The sequence below is a fragment of the Serratia sp. FGI94 genome (assembly GCF_000330865.1).
GTDB classification, from domain to species: Bacteria; Pseudomonadota; Gammaproteobacteria; order Enterobacterales; family Enterobacteriaceae; genus Serratia_B; species Serratia_B rubidaea.
In genome coordinates, this window is the sequence record NC_020064.1 from 3,383,836 (window position 1) to 3,397,456 (window position 13,621).

Annotated in this window: 12 protein-coding genes; 5 read left to right on the forward strand and 7 right to left on the reverse strand. The window is 62.3% G+C overall.

Annotated features, from left to right (window positions below; all coding sequences use genetic code 11):
• Positions 1-54: 54 nt before the first annotated feature.
• Complete coding sequence (locus tag D781_RS15460; protein ID WP_015673268.1) at positions 55-264, reverse strand: MbtH family protein; 210 nt, start codon at positions 262-264, stop codon at positions 55-57.
• A complete protein-coding gene (gene fes, locus D781_RS15465) occupies positions 242-1,624 on the reverse strand; it encodes an enterochelin esterase (RefSeq protein ID WP_015673269.1) in 1,383 nt (460 codons plus the stop codon). Before fes ends, D781_RS15460 begins: the two co-directional genes overlap by 23 nt.
• A 313-nt stretch (positions 1,625-1,937) precedes the next feature.
• On the opposite strand from fes, the gene D781_RS15470 reads away from it, so the two are divergent.
• Positions 1,938-4,223, forward strand: a complete 2,286-nt coding sequence (locus tag D781_RS15470) for a TonB-dependent siderophore receptor (RefSeq protein WP_015673270.1) — start codon at positions 1,938-1,940, stop codon at positions 4,221-4,223.
• Between the two features lie 136 nt (positions 4,224-4,359).
• Here the strand turns inward: D781_RS15470 and alsS are convergent, their stop codons facing one another.
• Both alsS and budA read right to left on the reverse strand, forming a co-directional pair.
• Positions 4,360-6,045: an acetolactate synthase AlsS gene (gene alsS, locus D781_RS15475; protein ID WP_015673271.1), complete on the reverse strand. Its 1,686-nt coding sequence runs from the start codon at positions 6,043-6,045 to the stop codon at positions 4,360-4,362.
• 69 nt (positions 6,046-6,114) lie between these two features.
• A complete protein-coding gene (gene budA, locus D781_RS15480) occupies positions 6,115-6,894 on the reverse strand; it encodes an acetolactate decarboxylase (protein WP_041411843.1) in 780 nt (259 codons plus the stop codon).
• A 391-nt stretch (positions 6,895-7,285) separates the two neighbouring features.
• Between budA and D781_RS15485 the strand changes: the two genes are divergently transcribed.
• From D781_RS15485 to D781_RS15495, 3 genes are all read left to right on the forward strand, one after another.
• Entirely contained in the window at positions 7,286-8,188 is a 903-nt protein-coding gene (locus D781_RS15485) for a LysR family transcriptional regulator (protein ID WP_015673273.1), read from the forward strand.
• 62 nt (positions 8,189-8,250) lie between these two features.
• Positions 8,251-8,799, forward strand: coding sequence for a nucleotidyltransferase family protein (locus D781_RS15490; protein WP_015673274.1), 549 nt, complete (start codon positions 8,251-8,253; stop codon positions 8,797-8,799).
• Between the two features lie 59 nt (positions 8,800-8,858).
• Complete coding sequence (locus tag D781_RS15495) at positions 8,859-9,299, forward strand: FlxA-like family protein (RefSeq protein ID WP_015673275.1); 441 nt, start codon at positions 8,859-8,861, stop codon at positions 9,297-9,299.
• A 2-nt stretch (positions 9,300-9,301) separates the two neighbouring features.
• Here D781_RS15495 and D781_RS15500 read toward each other — a convergent pair whose 3' ends face one another.
• On the reverse strand, positions 9,302-10,222 hold the full coding sequence (locus D781_RS15500; RefSeq protein ID WP_041412177.1) for a LysR family transcriptional regulator: 921 nt from the start codon (positions 10,220-10,222) through the stop codon (positions 9,302-9,304).
• A gap of 97 nt (positions 10,223-10,319) precedes the next feature.
• Between D781_RS15500 and D781_RS15505 the strand changes: the two genes are divergently transcribed.
• The gene (locus D781_RS15505) at positions 10,320-11,309 is read left to right on the forward strand and encodes a bile acid:sodium symporter family protein (protein WP_015673277.1); all 990 of its coding nucleotides are present in this window, start codon (positions 10,320-10,322) and stop codon (positions 11,307-11,309) included.
• Between the two features lie 31 nt (positions 11,310-11,340).
• On the opposite strand, the gene D781_RS15510 is transcribed toward D781_RS15505, so the two are convergent.
• Positions 11,341-11,556 carry a DUF3820 family protein gene (locus tag D781_RS15510; RefSeq protein ID WP_015673278.1) on the reverse strand — a complete coding sequence of 72 codons (216 nt, stop codon included), beginning with the start codon at positions 11,554-11,556 and terminating at the stop codon, positions 11,341-11,343.
• Positions 11,556-13,577, reverse strand: a complete 2,022-nt coding sequence (gene ligA, locus D781_RS15515) for an NAD-dependent DNA ligase LigA (RefSeq protein WP_015673279.1) — start codon at positions 13,575-13,577, stop codon at positions 11,556-11,558. Before ligA ends, D781_RS15510 begins: the two co-directional genes overlap by 1 nt.
• Positions 13,578-13,621 lie beyond the last annotated feature (44 nt).

Here is a 13,621-nt window from a genome sequence, read left to right on the forward strand (position 1 = left end):
CCTGCTGCCCCGCCGCTAATGTAGAAATTTCTGACACCGTACTTGCTCCAGTTATTATTGTTGCTCACGCTGCGCGGCGGGCCGCATGTCCTGCGGGTGCGTTTCCAGCCAGCCGACGCACTCGGTGCGCTCCGCCGGGCCGAACACCGTACGCCAGCCGGCCGGGGCCGGGCTGAAGTCGGGCCACAGGCTGTACTGCTGCTGCGCATTGCACAGAATCAGGCAACGCTGCTGCGGGTCGTCAAACGGGTTCTGCATGTCCATCGCGGGCTCCTTGAATCAGACGGGGATCGGCGGCCGGCGTGGCCTGGTGGGCGGTGGCGAAAGCCGGCTGCCAGAGCGCCTGCAGGCCGTCCAGCAGGCCGCCGCGCCAGCACAGCGCATCGTGGCCGCCTTCAACCGCCCGGTAATGCACCCGGTGGCCGCCCCGGCTGAGCAGGGTCGCCATCTGGCCGCTGACCTGATGCACCAGCGGTTCATGCATGCCGGCTTCCATAAACACTTTCAGCGAACCGTGGTTGCCCAGCCCTTCTTCAACCTGACGCTGCAGCCAGCAGGCGTCTTCCGGCGGGGTCGGCAGCTGCAGCATATCGCGTCGCGGCCACCAGAAAGAGCCGGACTGGCTAACCACCGCGCCGAAACGCTGCGGCCAGTTCAGCCCGGCGTACAGCGCGGAGAGGCCGCCAAAGCTCTGCCCGGCCACCACGGTGCGCGCAGCCTCGGCGCTGTGCGGCGCCCACTGCGCCAGCTGCGGCAGCAGCTCTTCCTGCAGCGCCAGCCAGAACTCGGCGTTACAGCCCAACTCCCGGGCGCGATGCGGCAAATCGATAATATCGATCAGCACATAGACGGCTGCCGGCAGTTGGCCCTCGCGGGTCATCCGCATCAGCGGGTCCCACACCGGCATCTGCTGCGCCCAGAACTGGCCGTCGAGCAGAATCGCCAACGGCCGCTGCGCCGCATCGGCGTCGCCGGTGGTGTATACCCACACTTTGCGGCTGTTGCCGAGCCGTTCGCTGTGCCAGGTATGGTGCTGCAGACGCGCCGGCGCCGGCGGAACGCAGCGGCCGCTGGCGACGTCATAGTTGTCAAAGTCGCGCCAGGCGGGCTGCGGCGGCGCTTTTGGCATATGCAGCCCGGAGACGATATTGCCGCCGGCGGCGGGCCAGGAGCGGTAAGGGTTCAGCAGGTCGTGCGTCGCCCCGGCGAACACCTGATGCCACCAGTGGCGTCGCGCATGCATATTGGCATGGGCATCCGCCCCGTCGACGCGCAGCGGCCGGTCATCCATGCTGGGAATAAAGCAGTAACTGCCGCGCCAGTCGGCGTTCAGTTCAGTTTGCCAGTACCACACATCACTGCCGCTCAGACGCTGCAGACTCTGCGGCGGATTCGGCTGATGATGGTCGGTCAGACAATTAATGTTGATCCAGACGCGCCGGTAGGCGGAGGTCAATTCGCAACCCTGCGGATCGCGCCAGAGGAAGGTCACCGTCCAGCGGCCGTTGTCAGCCGGCTCCACCAGCGGCGTGCCGCGCCGGGCTATCTCCAGCCACCAGCCATGGCTCCCGACGTGCTTGCTTGTTAATAACGTACTGCTTGCTGGCTGTTGTTCTGTTTTCAAAACACCCACTCACCTGGTCGTTGGCATAACACATTGTGCGCACGGAAAATATCCGGCTGCCCTACCGCATATATAGATACGGTAAATCGAATACTATTGATAATTATTTTCATTTGCAATAGTGTGTACAGGCTCATAAACGGGGCCGGTATTCTTCATCGGGAACGGATGCCGATTATTGACAGCGGGTCGAATGCCGGGAGCGTCTCCGGCTTATTCAATCCATGAATCATTGAAGACATAAAAAACGACAACCGGCTGCCCTGTCGGCATGAGCTACGCCGCAGGGATGGCAAAACGGCAGGAATTCACAATGAATCACACACTTTCTCGTTATTCCCTGGCGACCTTGATCGGCCTGGGATTAGGCGCGTCCACTTTGGCGCACGCCGCACAGCAAACGGACACCCCCTCAAACGCGGAAAAAACCGCCGCCGCAGACGATAAAAAGCCGGCTGAAGACACCATTTTAGTCACCGCCGCCAAGCAGAACCTACAGGCGCCCGGCGTCTCCACCATCACCGCCGATGAAATCAAAAAGCGCCCGCCGGCACGCGATATCAGCGAACTGGTGCGCACCATGCCCGGCGTCAACCTGACCGGCAACTCCACCAGCGGCCAGCGCGGCAACAACCGTCAGCTGGATATCCGCGGCATGGGGCCGGAAAATACGCTGGTGCTGATCGACGGCATGCCGGCCAGCAGCCGCAACTCGGTGCGTCAGGGCTGGCGCGGCGAGCGCGATACCCGCGGCGATACCGCCTGGGTGCCGCCGGAAATGATTGAGCGCATCGAAGTACTGCGCGGCCCGGCCGCCGCCCGCTACGGCAGCGGTGCCGCCGGCGGCGTGGTCAATATCATCACCAAGAAACAGACCAAAGAGCTGCACGGCTCGCTGAACGCCTACTACAACATTCCGCAGCATAAAGACGAGGGCGCCACCAAACGCACCGACTTCAGCCTGTCCGGGCCGTTAACCGATACGCTGAGCTTCCGCCTGTTCGGCGGCTACAGCAAAACCCAGGCCGACGCCCAGGATATCAACCAGGGCCATCAGTCCGCCCGCTACGGCGACTATGCCGACAGCCTGCCGGCCGGCCGTGAGGGGGTGATCGATAAAAACATCAACGGCCTGCTGCACTGGGACTTCGCCCACCTGCAATCGCTGGAGTTCGAATACGGTTATGGCCGCCAGGGCAACCTGTACGCCGGCGATACCCAGAACACCAACACCAATGATCTGGTGAAGGAGATGTACGGTAAAGAGACTAACCGTATGTATCGCGAAACCTACGCCTTACGCTACCAGGGTGCCTGGGACAACGGCGTCAGCACCAATAACTACGTGCAATATGAAAACACCCGCAACTCGCGGATGAACGAAGGGCTGGCCGGCGGTACCGAAGGGATCTTCAACGAGAAAAACGCTGGCTTTAACGACACCGATCTGGACGATATCCTGCTGCACAGCGAAGTCAGCGTGCCGTTCGACATGTGGGTGCCGCAAACCGCCACGCTGGGCGCCGAGTGGAACCAGCAGAAGATGAAGAGCAGTTCGATCGTCAGCCAGGCGCTGCAGGGCGGCGATATTGACGGCGTTTCCAGCGCGGACCGCAGCCCCTACTCGTCCGCGCGCATTTTCTCGCTGTTTGCCGAAGATAATATCGAGCTCACCGACACCACCATGCTGACGCCGGGCATGCGCTATGACCACCACTCGGTGTCCGGCGATAACTGGAGCCCGTCGCTGAACCTGTCGCAGGAGCTGGGGGAGTACTTCACCCTGAAGATGGGCATCGCCCGCGCCTATAAAGCGCCGAACCTGTTCCAGACCAACCCGAACTACATCCTGTACAGCAAGGGCCAGGGCTGCGCCAACAGCTCCAGCGGCGTCGGCTGCTACCTGATGGGCAACGACGATCTGAAAGCGGAAACCAGCGTCAACAAAGAGATCGGGCTGGAGTTCCACAACGACGGCTGGCTGGCCGGCGTCACTTACTTCCGCAACGACTACCGCAACAAGATCGAGGCCGGTTATACCCCGGTCAGCCAGACCAGCAACGGTAAAACCGATGTCTATCGCTGGGAGAACGTGCCCAAGGCGGTGGTGCAGGGTCTGGAAGGATCGCTGAACGTGCCGATCAGCGAAACGGTCTCCTGGACCAATAACCTGACCTATATGATTGAGAACAAAAATAAGGCCACCGGCGATTACCTGTCGGTGATTCCCAAGTACACGCTCAACTCCACCCTGAGCTGGCAGGCGACGCAGGATCTGTCGATGCAGAGCACCCTGACCTGGTACGGCCGTCAGAAGCCGAAGAAGTACAACTACAAAGGGGAAGCCACCACCGGCAGTGAAAGACGCGAGGTCAGCCCGTACGCCATCGTCGGCCTCAGCGCCACCTACGACGTCAGCAAAAACGTCAGCATGACCGCCGGGGTCGACAACCTGTTCGACAAACGCCAGTTCCGCGCCGGCAACGCGCAGAACGTCGGCAACCCGACCACCGGCGCGGTCAATATCGCCGGCGCCGGGGCGGCCACCTACAACGAACCGGGCCGCACCTTCTATATGAGCATCAACACCCACTTCTGATCGTGGGCCACGCCGGGCTGAAAACATCTTTCCCCGGCAGTGCAATGAAAAAACCGGTCGCCACGCTGACCGGTTTTTTATTATCGGCGATCTCTACAACGAGTCCGTCACCTTTCGATGGCTGAAATAAACCCGCTTAAATCATCTGGCTGAAGTTCATCTGCGCCATCAGCTTGTAGTTATCGGCGTAATCCACCGGAATCGCCACCACCACCGGCCCCTGAATCTCCATCGCCTTACGCAGCATCGGCCGCAGATCGTCCACCGACTGGACGGCAAAGCCCACCGCGCCGCAGGATTCGGCGTAGGCTTTAAAATCAATCGGCCCGAATGACACGCCGGATTTACGCTGGTATTTGTTCACCTCCTGCATTTCCACCATGTTATAGGCGTTGTCCACCCAGATAACGTGCACGATATTGGTTTTCAGCCGCACCGCGGTTTCCAGCTCCATGCTCGACTGCATAAAGCCGCCGTCGCCGGAAATCGACAGCACCTTGTCCCCCGGCCGCACCAGCGCAGCACCGATGGCCCACGGCAGCGCCACGCCCATGGTCTGCTGGCCGTTGGAAATCAGCAGCTGACGCGCACGGAAGCTGTACAGATAGCGGGCGATCCAGATATGGAAGCTGCCCATATCCACGCACAGCGTCACGTCATCGCTGACGATATCCTGCAGCTCCTTGACGATGCGTAGCGGGTGAATCGGCATGCCGCCGCGGCGCGCCGCGCGCTCGGCCAGTTCACTGCGCTGACGGCCCAGATCGGACAGAATGGTTTCCACCTCGGTCGGGATCGCCAGCCGCCCCGGCAGGCTGGCGCCGAGCGCCTGAATGGTGGCGCTGATATTGCCCACCAGTTCGACATCCGGCCGGTAACAGCAGTCAATCTCCGCCGGCTGTACGTCGATATGCACCAGTTTCAGGTGGCGTGCGCCGTTCCACATGCACGGGTCGTACTCAATCGGCCCGTAACCAACGCTGACCACCAGATCGGCCTTCTGCAGCAGCTGATCCGCCGGCTGGTTATTGAACAAGCCGACGCGGCCGGCGAAACGGGCAAAGTGATTGACATCAATCGCCCCGGCCGCCTGATAGGTGCCGACCACCGGCATCTGCGTGCGGTACAGCAACTGACGCACCGCCTCGCTGTTTTCCGGCCGGCTGGCCTGCAGCCCCAGCAGCAGCACCGGGCATGCGGCCTGCTGAATCAGCGCCGCCGCCCGCTGAATATCCTCGCCGGCCGCGGCACCCATGCGCGGCGCGGGGCAGCCGGCCAGCACCGGCGCGCTCACCGGCTCATTGACGATATCCATCGGCAGGCTGATAAAGGAGGCTCCCGGGCGACCGAACTCGGCGCTGCGGAAGGCATTGGCGATCACTTCGGAAATCGCCGAGCCGGCGTGCACCTCGGCGCAGTATTTGGTCACCGGGCGGAACATGCTGACGGTGTCCATACTCTGGTGGGTCTGCTTGAGGTTATCGGCGCGTTTCACCGCCCCGCCCAGCGCCACCACCGCATCGCCTTCCGACGTGGCGGTCGCCAGGCCGGTGATCAGGTTGGAGCTGCCGGGGCCGGAGGTGACCAACGCCACCCCGGCCTTGCCGGTCAGGCGGCCAACCGCCGCCGCCATAAAAGCAGCGTTGGCCTCGTGGCGCACCACCACGGTCTCAATAGACGGCGCATCCTCCAACGAATCAAACACCCGGTCGATTTTCGCCCCGGGGATGCCGAACACGTGCCTCACCCCCTGCGCTTCCAGATTTTTCACCACCAAATCGGCGCCGCACTGCCAGTTTTCATCCGTTGTAAGCTGTTTCATGGTTCCACCTCATAAAGTAAAAAAATCGACCGCCGCTATTGCGCCGCAGCCAGTACGGCGCAGGCCTGTTTAGCCTTCGGCAGAACGAATGGCGCTGTCCAAATCCTCCGGGCAGAGGTTGGTGCGCAGAAAATCCGCATCGTGCGGTAATTGAAGGTTGAGACGCGTGATCACGCCGAACTGCAAACGGCCCCGCTCCAGCTGATAATCCAGCACGTGGCCGCCGCCGTTACGGTCGTCGGTGACGAAATGCTCGTGGTAGCCGGCCACGCCGATACCCTGCATATAATCCGGCGAGCGGAAGCCCACCAGCGTGCCGCGACTCTGCGTAAAGGCGAAGGTCGGCTGCGCCTCTATCGCCTCCAGCATCGGCTTGTAGGGACGTTCCTGGCGCGGTACGGTGCGGGTTTCCACATGGCTGAATTCGCCGTCGACGCGCAGCGCGCAGAACAGATTGGGCGAGGCCACCTGTTCGTCGATGCACTGATGCAGCTGGGCCTTGGTGATGGGACGTTCGAAATGCTGTGTGACGCTGGGTTTGAAAAAGGTCACCACGGCAAACGGCGTTTTCTGATCCTGCCGCGCCGGACGTGCGCTGCCGTCGGCGCGCAGCTGATGAATTTCCTGATCAAAGGCGATCAGTTCGCCGTCGAGATGGTTGAAGGTTCCCAGACCGAAATCGCCGTGGCGCAGCAGCTCCGCGATGGTGACGTCTCCCTCGTACACCCCGCCGATCAGCGCGCTCATCAACGATATCTGGTAAATCTCCCCTTCGCCGGTGGTCGCCGACTGGCTGGCAAACCCCTGCGCCAAATGCTGCGCGCAGGAACACCCGTGGTTCTGGTTCATGCAATACTCCTCCACCAGCGCGGACATACAGCGTCCGCGCGTTTGCTATGCTGCACGGCCTGTTTCGTGTTGGCACGATTCAGCCGCCGGCAACAAAAAATCGACCGCCAGGGTCGAAACCACGCGGGCGGAAACAAATGATTAACATTATTAACCTTTAATTTCGCCAAACCCGTCGTGATAAAAACGTTTTCTGGTGTTGAAGCAAAAAATGGCGTGCCGGAGGCTATCCGCCGCAACCACGTAACAAGTTATGACAGCAGTAATATTTATACATTTCTTCTTGATAAACCGGCGATTATGCCGTCCTATCGCCTTAAAAAGAGTAGGCTTAAGCCGCCGCGCTGAGAACCCTATATTCATAAGAAACGCTTTTGCATATAATGCAAAGATGAACGACACCCGTTATGCCGAACATTTGCCGATTTTCCTGGAAGTCGCCCGACTGGGCAGCTTCTCCGCCGCGGCCCGCAAGCTGGGTATGGTGCCCTCGTCGCTGGTGCGCCACATTGATACGCTGGAGCAACAGCTGGCGGTCACGCTGTTTATCCGCTCAACCCGCGGCCTGCAGCTGACCGACGCCGGCAGGATGCTGCAAAGCCGCGCCGCGGTGCTGCAGGCCGATATGCTGACCCTGCGCGCCGAGCTGCACTCGCTCGGCGAGGTGCCGCAGGGCGTACTGCGCATCAGCTGCCTGCCGACCTTCGGCAAAACCTATCTGTTGCCGCTGCTGCCGGAACTGACGCGGCGTTATCCGCAGCTGGCGGTGGAGCTGGATTTCACCGAACGCCCCGCCGACCCCAAACAGGAGTCCCTCGACGCCGCGCTGCGTATCGGCGAGCAGAAAGACAGTTCGCTCTACGCCCGCCGCATCGCCACCCAGCGCTGGCTGATGTGCGCCAGCCCGGCGTACGTCGCCCGCTATGGCCGCCCGGATACGCTGGCCGACCTGCCGCAGCACCGGCTGATCGCGCGTTTGCATCAGCAACAGCCAACCTGCTGGGGGCAAATTCTCGACGCCGCGCTGCTGAACCGCTGCAACCTGGTGCTGCGCTGCGATGACTTCACCGCCCAGCGGATGGCGGCGCTCAGCGGTATCGGCATCACCTTCCTGCCCAACTGGGTGGTGGGACCGGACGTGCAAAGCGGCGCGCTGTTGCCGCTGATGGACGACCCGCGCGGCGAGGAACAAGGGATTTATCTGCTGCGCCCGGTAGCCCGGGTTTCCGCCAGGCTGGCGGCCTTCACCGCGCTGCTGCAGCAATATATCGGCCAGCCGCCCAGCTGGGCCTGATACGCCGGGTTATTTCATCCTTCTTCGCTTCAGGGTACAGTAGCCGCAGCCAAGGAGACCTTATGCAGCCAGAGCAGCAAATTATTGAGTGGTTACAACAAGATGACGCGCGGATGAACGCCCTGCGCACCGCACGCCGTCTGGGATTGAGCGACTGGTGCCTCGGCGCCGGTTTTGTACGCAATCTGGTCTGGGATCGCCTGCACGGCTATACGCAGCCGACGCCGCTGAACGATATCGACGTGATCCACTTTGATCCGCTGCGCACGCAGCCCGAACGCGACCGCATGCTGGAAGCACGCCTGCAGGGCTGGCTGCCGCAGCCCTGGTCGGTGAAGAACCAGGCGCGGATGCACCTGCGCGCCGGACGCGCGCCCTACCACAGCAGCGAAGACGCCATCAGCTACTGGACGGAGATCGAAACCGCGGTCGGCGCGCGCCTCAACGCCGACGACGGCATTACGCTGGTTGCGCCCTTCGGTCTGCAGGCGCTGTTTGCCGACAGCATTACCTTCAATGCCAAAAGCGCCAACGTTGCCGCCTATCAGCAGCGCGTGGCCGATAAAGGCTGGCTGCAGCGCTGGCCGCGTCTGCGGCAGCTCGCCGGCTAAAGTTTATGCGCTGCCTGCCGATGATAGAGTGAACCCTCACCCGACGCAGGAGCAGCGCCATGATAAACAGCATCATCTCCCCCGTTCCGCTCAAACCGGCCCTGCCGGCGGTCGGCCATCTGGTCAGCGCGCCGGGCAAAACCGGCCAGCTGCTGATGGCCACGCCGCAGAATAACCACGTCGAGACCGGCAAGGCGAAGAAGAGCGACGGCAATCAGCCCGCAGCGCCCGTAGAACAGGGCGCGCCGGCGCGCATCAAGGCGCTGCAGCAACAGATTCAGGATTTACAGCAGCAGCTGCTGGCGTTAAAAGACGCGGACGGCGACGCCAAACAGATCGAACAGCAAAAACAGCTGATTCAGGCGCGCATCGCCATGCTGCAGGCGGAGATCGCGCGCATCCGCAAAGAAGAGTTGGAAAAACAGCAGGCAGAGCAGATGAAGGTGGCCGACGGCGTCAACCGCCCAACGCCGCACAACGCGTTGGACGTCTATATCTGACGTTAACCGGCCGGCTGCCGTTGACGCTGCTGCTGCAGCAGCGCCGCCTGTTCCCGCACCACCTGCCAGACCGCCTCCGCCGCCGGCGACAGCGAACGGTTTTTGCGCCGCACCAGCATCAGGGCGCGATGGATCTCCGGCTGCAGCCGTTTCACCCGCAGCTGCCCGCCCTGCGGCAGCGGCAACGCCAGCGCCGGGAAAATGCTGATGCCGATGCCCGCCGCCACCATCGGGAACAGCGTGGCCGGATGCCCAATCTCCTGCACCACCTCCGCCTCCACGCCCTGCTGACGCAGCGCGCTGTCGATCAACTGGCGGCTGCCGGAGGCGTAGTCCTGCAGCACCAGCCGGCTGCCGTTCAGCGCCGACCAATGTACCTGCGGCAGGTCGGCAAACGGGTGGTCCTCCCGGCACAGCAGTAAAAACGGCTCATGCAGAATCGGTTCGCAATCCAGATCGATCGCCTGCACCGGATCGACCACGATGCCGAAATCCACCTCGGCGTTGCGGATGCTGTTCAACACCCACTGCTGCGCCTGATCGCGCAGCAGGATACGGATATCCGGATACTGCCGCTCGCCGGCGGCGATGCACTGCGGCATCAGGTGCGCCGAAATGGTCTGGCTGGAGGCCACCCTTACGGTGCCGCTGCGCTGCACGCCGAAGCTGCGCGCGTCCAGCAGCGACGCCTGCAGCTCATCCAGCAGGCGCTCAACGCGGTTTGCCAGCCGGCGCCCCGCGTCGGTCAGCAGCACTTCACGGGTGGTGCGATCCAGCAGACGCACGCCGATTTCCGCCTCCAGCTCTTTCACGCTGTGGCTGACCGCCGACTGCGTCAGCCCTATTGCTTCGCCGGCGCGGCTAAAACTGCCGTGGCGCGCAATGGCGACAAACACCCGCAGCTGCTTCAGAGAGTAATTTATGATTTTCATTCATATATAAATTAAATAAATCAATTTTATTATTATATGCCGACGCGCCACACTATTGCCTATTATTTTCCCGCACGAGTTTAGCGCTATGAGATTTCTCCCCGACCGCTTCACCCTGACGCTGCTCGCCACCGTGCTGCTGGCCTCCTTTCTGCCGGCGCGCGGCGTGGCGGTCGGCTGGCTGAATACCCTGACCGTTGCCGCCATCGCCCTGCTGTTTTTTATGCACGGCGCCAAACTGTCGCGCGAGGCGATTCTCGCCGGCAGCAATAACTGGCGTCTGCATCTGTGGGTGATGTGCAGCACCTTTATCATTTTCCCGCTGCTCGGCGTGCTGTTTAAGTGGTGGTCGCCGGTGGCCGTCAGCCCGGAGCTGTATAACGGCTTTATCTACCTGTGCATTTTGCCCGCCACGGTGCAATCCGCCATCGCCTTTACCTCGCTGGCCGGCGGCAACGTGGCGGCGGCGGTGTGCAGCGCTTCCGCTTCCAGCCTGCTTGGCATCTTCGTCTCGCCGCTGCTGGTCGGCCTGCTGCTGAACGTGCACGGCGAAACCGGCGGCCTGCAGCAGGTCGGCAGTATCGTGCTGCAGCTGCTGGTGCCGTTTGTCGCCGGCCACCTGGCGCGGCCGCTGATCGGCAAATGGATCGACCGCCACCGCAAGTGGATCGGCAAAACCGACCAGACCTCCATCCTGCTGGTGGTGTACGCCGCCTTCAGCGAGGCGGTAACGCACGGCATCTGGCATCAGGTGGGCTGGAAGGCGCTGCTGTTTATTCTGCTCGTCAGCCTGGCGCTGCTGGCCATCGTGCTGCTGATCAATATCCAGATGGCGCGCTGGCTGGGGTTCAATAAAGCGGATGAGATCACCATCGTGTTCTGCGGCTCGAAGAAAAGCCTGGCGAACGGCATCCCGATGGCCAATATTCTGTTTCCGGCAGCCAGCGTCGGGGTCATGGTGCTGCCGTTGATGGTGTTCCACCAGGTGCAGCTGATGACCTGCGCCATGCTGGCGCGGCGCTATCAGCAGAAGCAGCAGCGGCAACAGCAGCAGGCGGCGCAGGCGAAAGCCCTGTAAAAAAAACGGGGACGCCGATGCGTCCCCGTGGTCAACCGCGTTTCAGCGGTTTCACCAGCGCGTCCAATCCTTCAATCTTCAGCGCCAGCGTCATCTCCATCAGCATGCCCAGTTTGCCCTTGGGGAATTCGCCCTTACGGGCGAACCACAGCAGGTACTCTTCCGGCAGGTCAATCAGCACCCGCCCCTGGTATTTGCCGAACGGCATCACCGTATTGGCGATTTCAATCAGGTTTTCCTTTTCCATCAGTCACCCAGCAGGCGGATCATTTCCGCTTCGTCGATCACCGCGATGCCCAGCTCCTGCGCCTTGGCCAGCTTGGAGCCGGCGGCCTCGCCGGCGATCACCAGATCGGTTTTCTTCGAGACGCTGCCGCTGACTTTCGCCCCCAGCGCCGTCAGGCGGTCTTTAGCCTCATCGCGCGACAGCTGGCTCAGCGAGCCGGTCAGCACCACGGTTTTACCGGCGAACGGGCTGTCGATCTCTTCTGCCGCCACCACTACCGGCGCCGGCCAGCTGATGCCGATCTCCGCGCTGACCAGTTTGTCGATTACCTGCTGATTCAGCGCTTCGGCAAAGAAATTCACCACGTGCTTCGCCACCACTTCGCCCACGTCCGGCACCAGTTTCAGCGCCTCTACGTCCGCCGCACGCAGCGCGTCCAGCGAGCCGAAATGCGCCGCCAGGTTGGCCGCCGTCGCTTCGCCGACCTCGCGGATGCCCAGCGCATACAGGAAACGGGCGAAGGTGGTCTGTTTGGACTTTTCCAGCGCGTTCACCAGGTTCTGCGCCGACTTCGGCCCCATACGATCCAGCCCGGTCAGCAGGCCGGCAGAGAGACCGAACAGATCGGCAGGATCTTTGACGTACTCTTTTTCCACCAGCTGTTCGATGATTTTGTCGCCCATGCCGTCAACGTCCAGCGCCCGGCGGGAGACGAAGTGCTTCAGCGCCTCTTTACGCTGCGCCGCGCAGATCAAACCGCCGGTGCAGCGCGCGACCGCTTCGCCTTCCACCCGCTCGACGTCGGAGCCGCATACCGGGCAGTGCTGCGGGAACACCACTTCGCGCGCATCGAGAGGACGGCGCTCTTCCACCACCCCCACCACCTGCGGGATCACGTCGCCGGCGCGGCGCACGATCACCGTATCGCCGATGCGCAGCCCGAGGCGCTCAATTTCATCGGCATTGTGCAGCGTGGCGTTGCTGACGGTAACGCCGGCCACCAACACCGGCTCCAGCCGCGCCACCGGCGTAATCGCCCCGGTGCGGCCGACCTGGAATTCGACCTCACGCACCTGGGTAATCTGCTCCTGCGCCGGGAACTTAAAGGCGGTGGCCCAGCGCGGCGCGCGGGCGACAAACCCCAGCTGTTCCTGCAGGTCGATATCGTCAATCTTCACCACCACGCCGTCGATATCAAACCCCAGCCCGCCGCGATCCTGTTCAACCTGGCGGTAAAAGGCCAGCACCTCGTCGCTGCCGCTGCACAGTCTGGCGCGATCGCTGACCGGCAGCCCCCAGGCTTTAAACTGCATCAGGCGCTGCCAGTGGCTGCGCGGCAGCTCGCCGCCTTCCAGCAGGCCGACGCCGTAACAGAAGAAGGTCAGCGGGCGTTTGGCGGTGATGCGCGGATCCAGCTGACGCAGCGATCCGGCGGCGGCGTTGCGCGGGTTGGCAAACACCTTACCATCCTTGCGCCGCGCCTCTTCATTCATTTTTTCAAAGCCGGCCTGCGGCATAAACACTTCGCCGCGCACTTCCAGCCGGCGCGGAATATTGTCGCCGGTCAGGCGCAGCGGAATGGCGCGGATGGTGCGCACATTGGCGGTGATGTTCTCACCGGTGGTGCCGTCGCCGCGCGTGGCGGCGCGCACCAGTTCGCCGTCTTCATACAGCAGACTGACCGCCAGCCCGTCCAGCTTCAGCTCGCAGCAGAAGGTCAGCGCCTCGCTGCTTTTCAGCCGGTCCTGCACCCGCTTATAAAACGCCAGGAAGCTCTCATCGTCGAACACGTTGTCCAGCGACAGCATCGGCACCTCATGGCGCACCTGGTCAAACGCCGCCAGCGGCGCTGCACCGACGCGCTGGGTCGGCGAGTCGGCGGTGATCAGTTCGGGATGCGCCTCTTCCAGCGCGCGCAGCTCGCGCATCAGGCGGTCATATTCCGCATCGGGAATTTCCGGCGCGTCCAGCACGTGGTACTGGTATTCATGATGGCGTAATTGGGTTCGCAGTTGATTGATTGTTTCGATTATTGTGGCCATAGCTCACCATCAGAGATAAAAAACCCCCAGCGAGTGGGGGTTTC

Bases quoted from the DNA above. Each gene is read 5' to 3' on its own strand.
- D781_RS15505 (WP_015673277.1), top strand. From the start codon at position 10,320: ATGAGATTTCTCCCCGACCGCTTCACCCTGACGCTGCTCGCCACCGTG.
- D781_RS15510 (WP_015673278.1), bottom strand. From the start codon at position 11,556: ATGGAAAAGGAAAACCTGATTGAAATCGCCAATACGGTGATGCCGTTC.
- alsS (WP_015673271.1), bottom strand. From the start codon at position 6,045: ATGAAACAGCTTACAACGGATGAAAACTGGCAGTGCGGCGCCGATTTG.
- D781_RS15490 (WP_015673274.1), top strand. From the start codon at position 8,251: ATGCAGCCAGAGCAGCAAATTATTGAGTGGTTACAACAAGATGACGCG.
- ligA (WP_015673279.1), bottom strand. From the start codon at position 13,577: ATGGCCACAATAATCGAAACAATCAATCAACTGCGAACCCAATTACGC.
- budA (WP_041411843.1), bottom strand. From the start codon at position 6,894: ATGAACCAGAACCACGGGTGTTCCTGCGCGCAGCATTTGGCGCAGGGG.
- D781_RS15495 (WP_015673275.1), top strand. From the start codon at position 8,859: ATGATAAACAGCATCATCTCCCCCGTTCCGCTCAAACCGGCCCTGCCG.
- D781_RS15460 (WP_015673268.1), bottom strand. From the start codon at position 264: ATGGACATGCAGAACCCGTTTGACGACCCGCAGCAGCGTTGCCTGATT.
- D781_RS15485 (WP_015673273.1), top strand. From the start codon at position 7,286: ATGAACGACACCCGTTATGCCGAACATTTGCCGATTTTCCTGGAAGTC.
- D781_RS15470 (WP_015673270.1), top strand. From the start codon at position 1,938: ATGAATCACACACTTTCTCGTTATTCCCTGGCGACCTTGATCGGCCTG.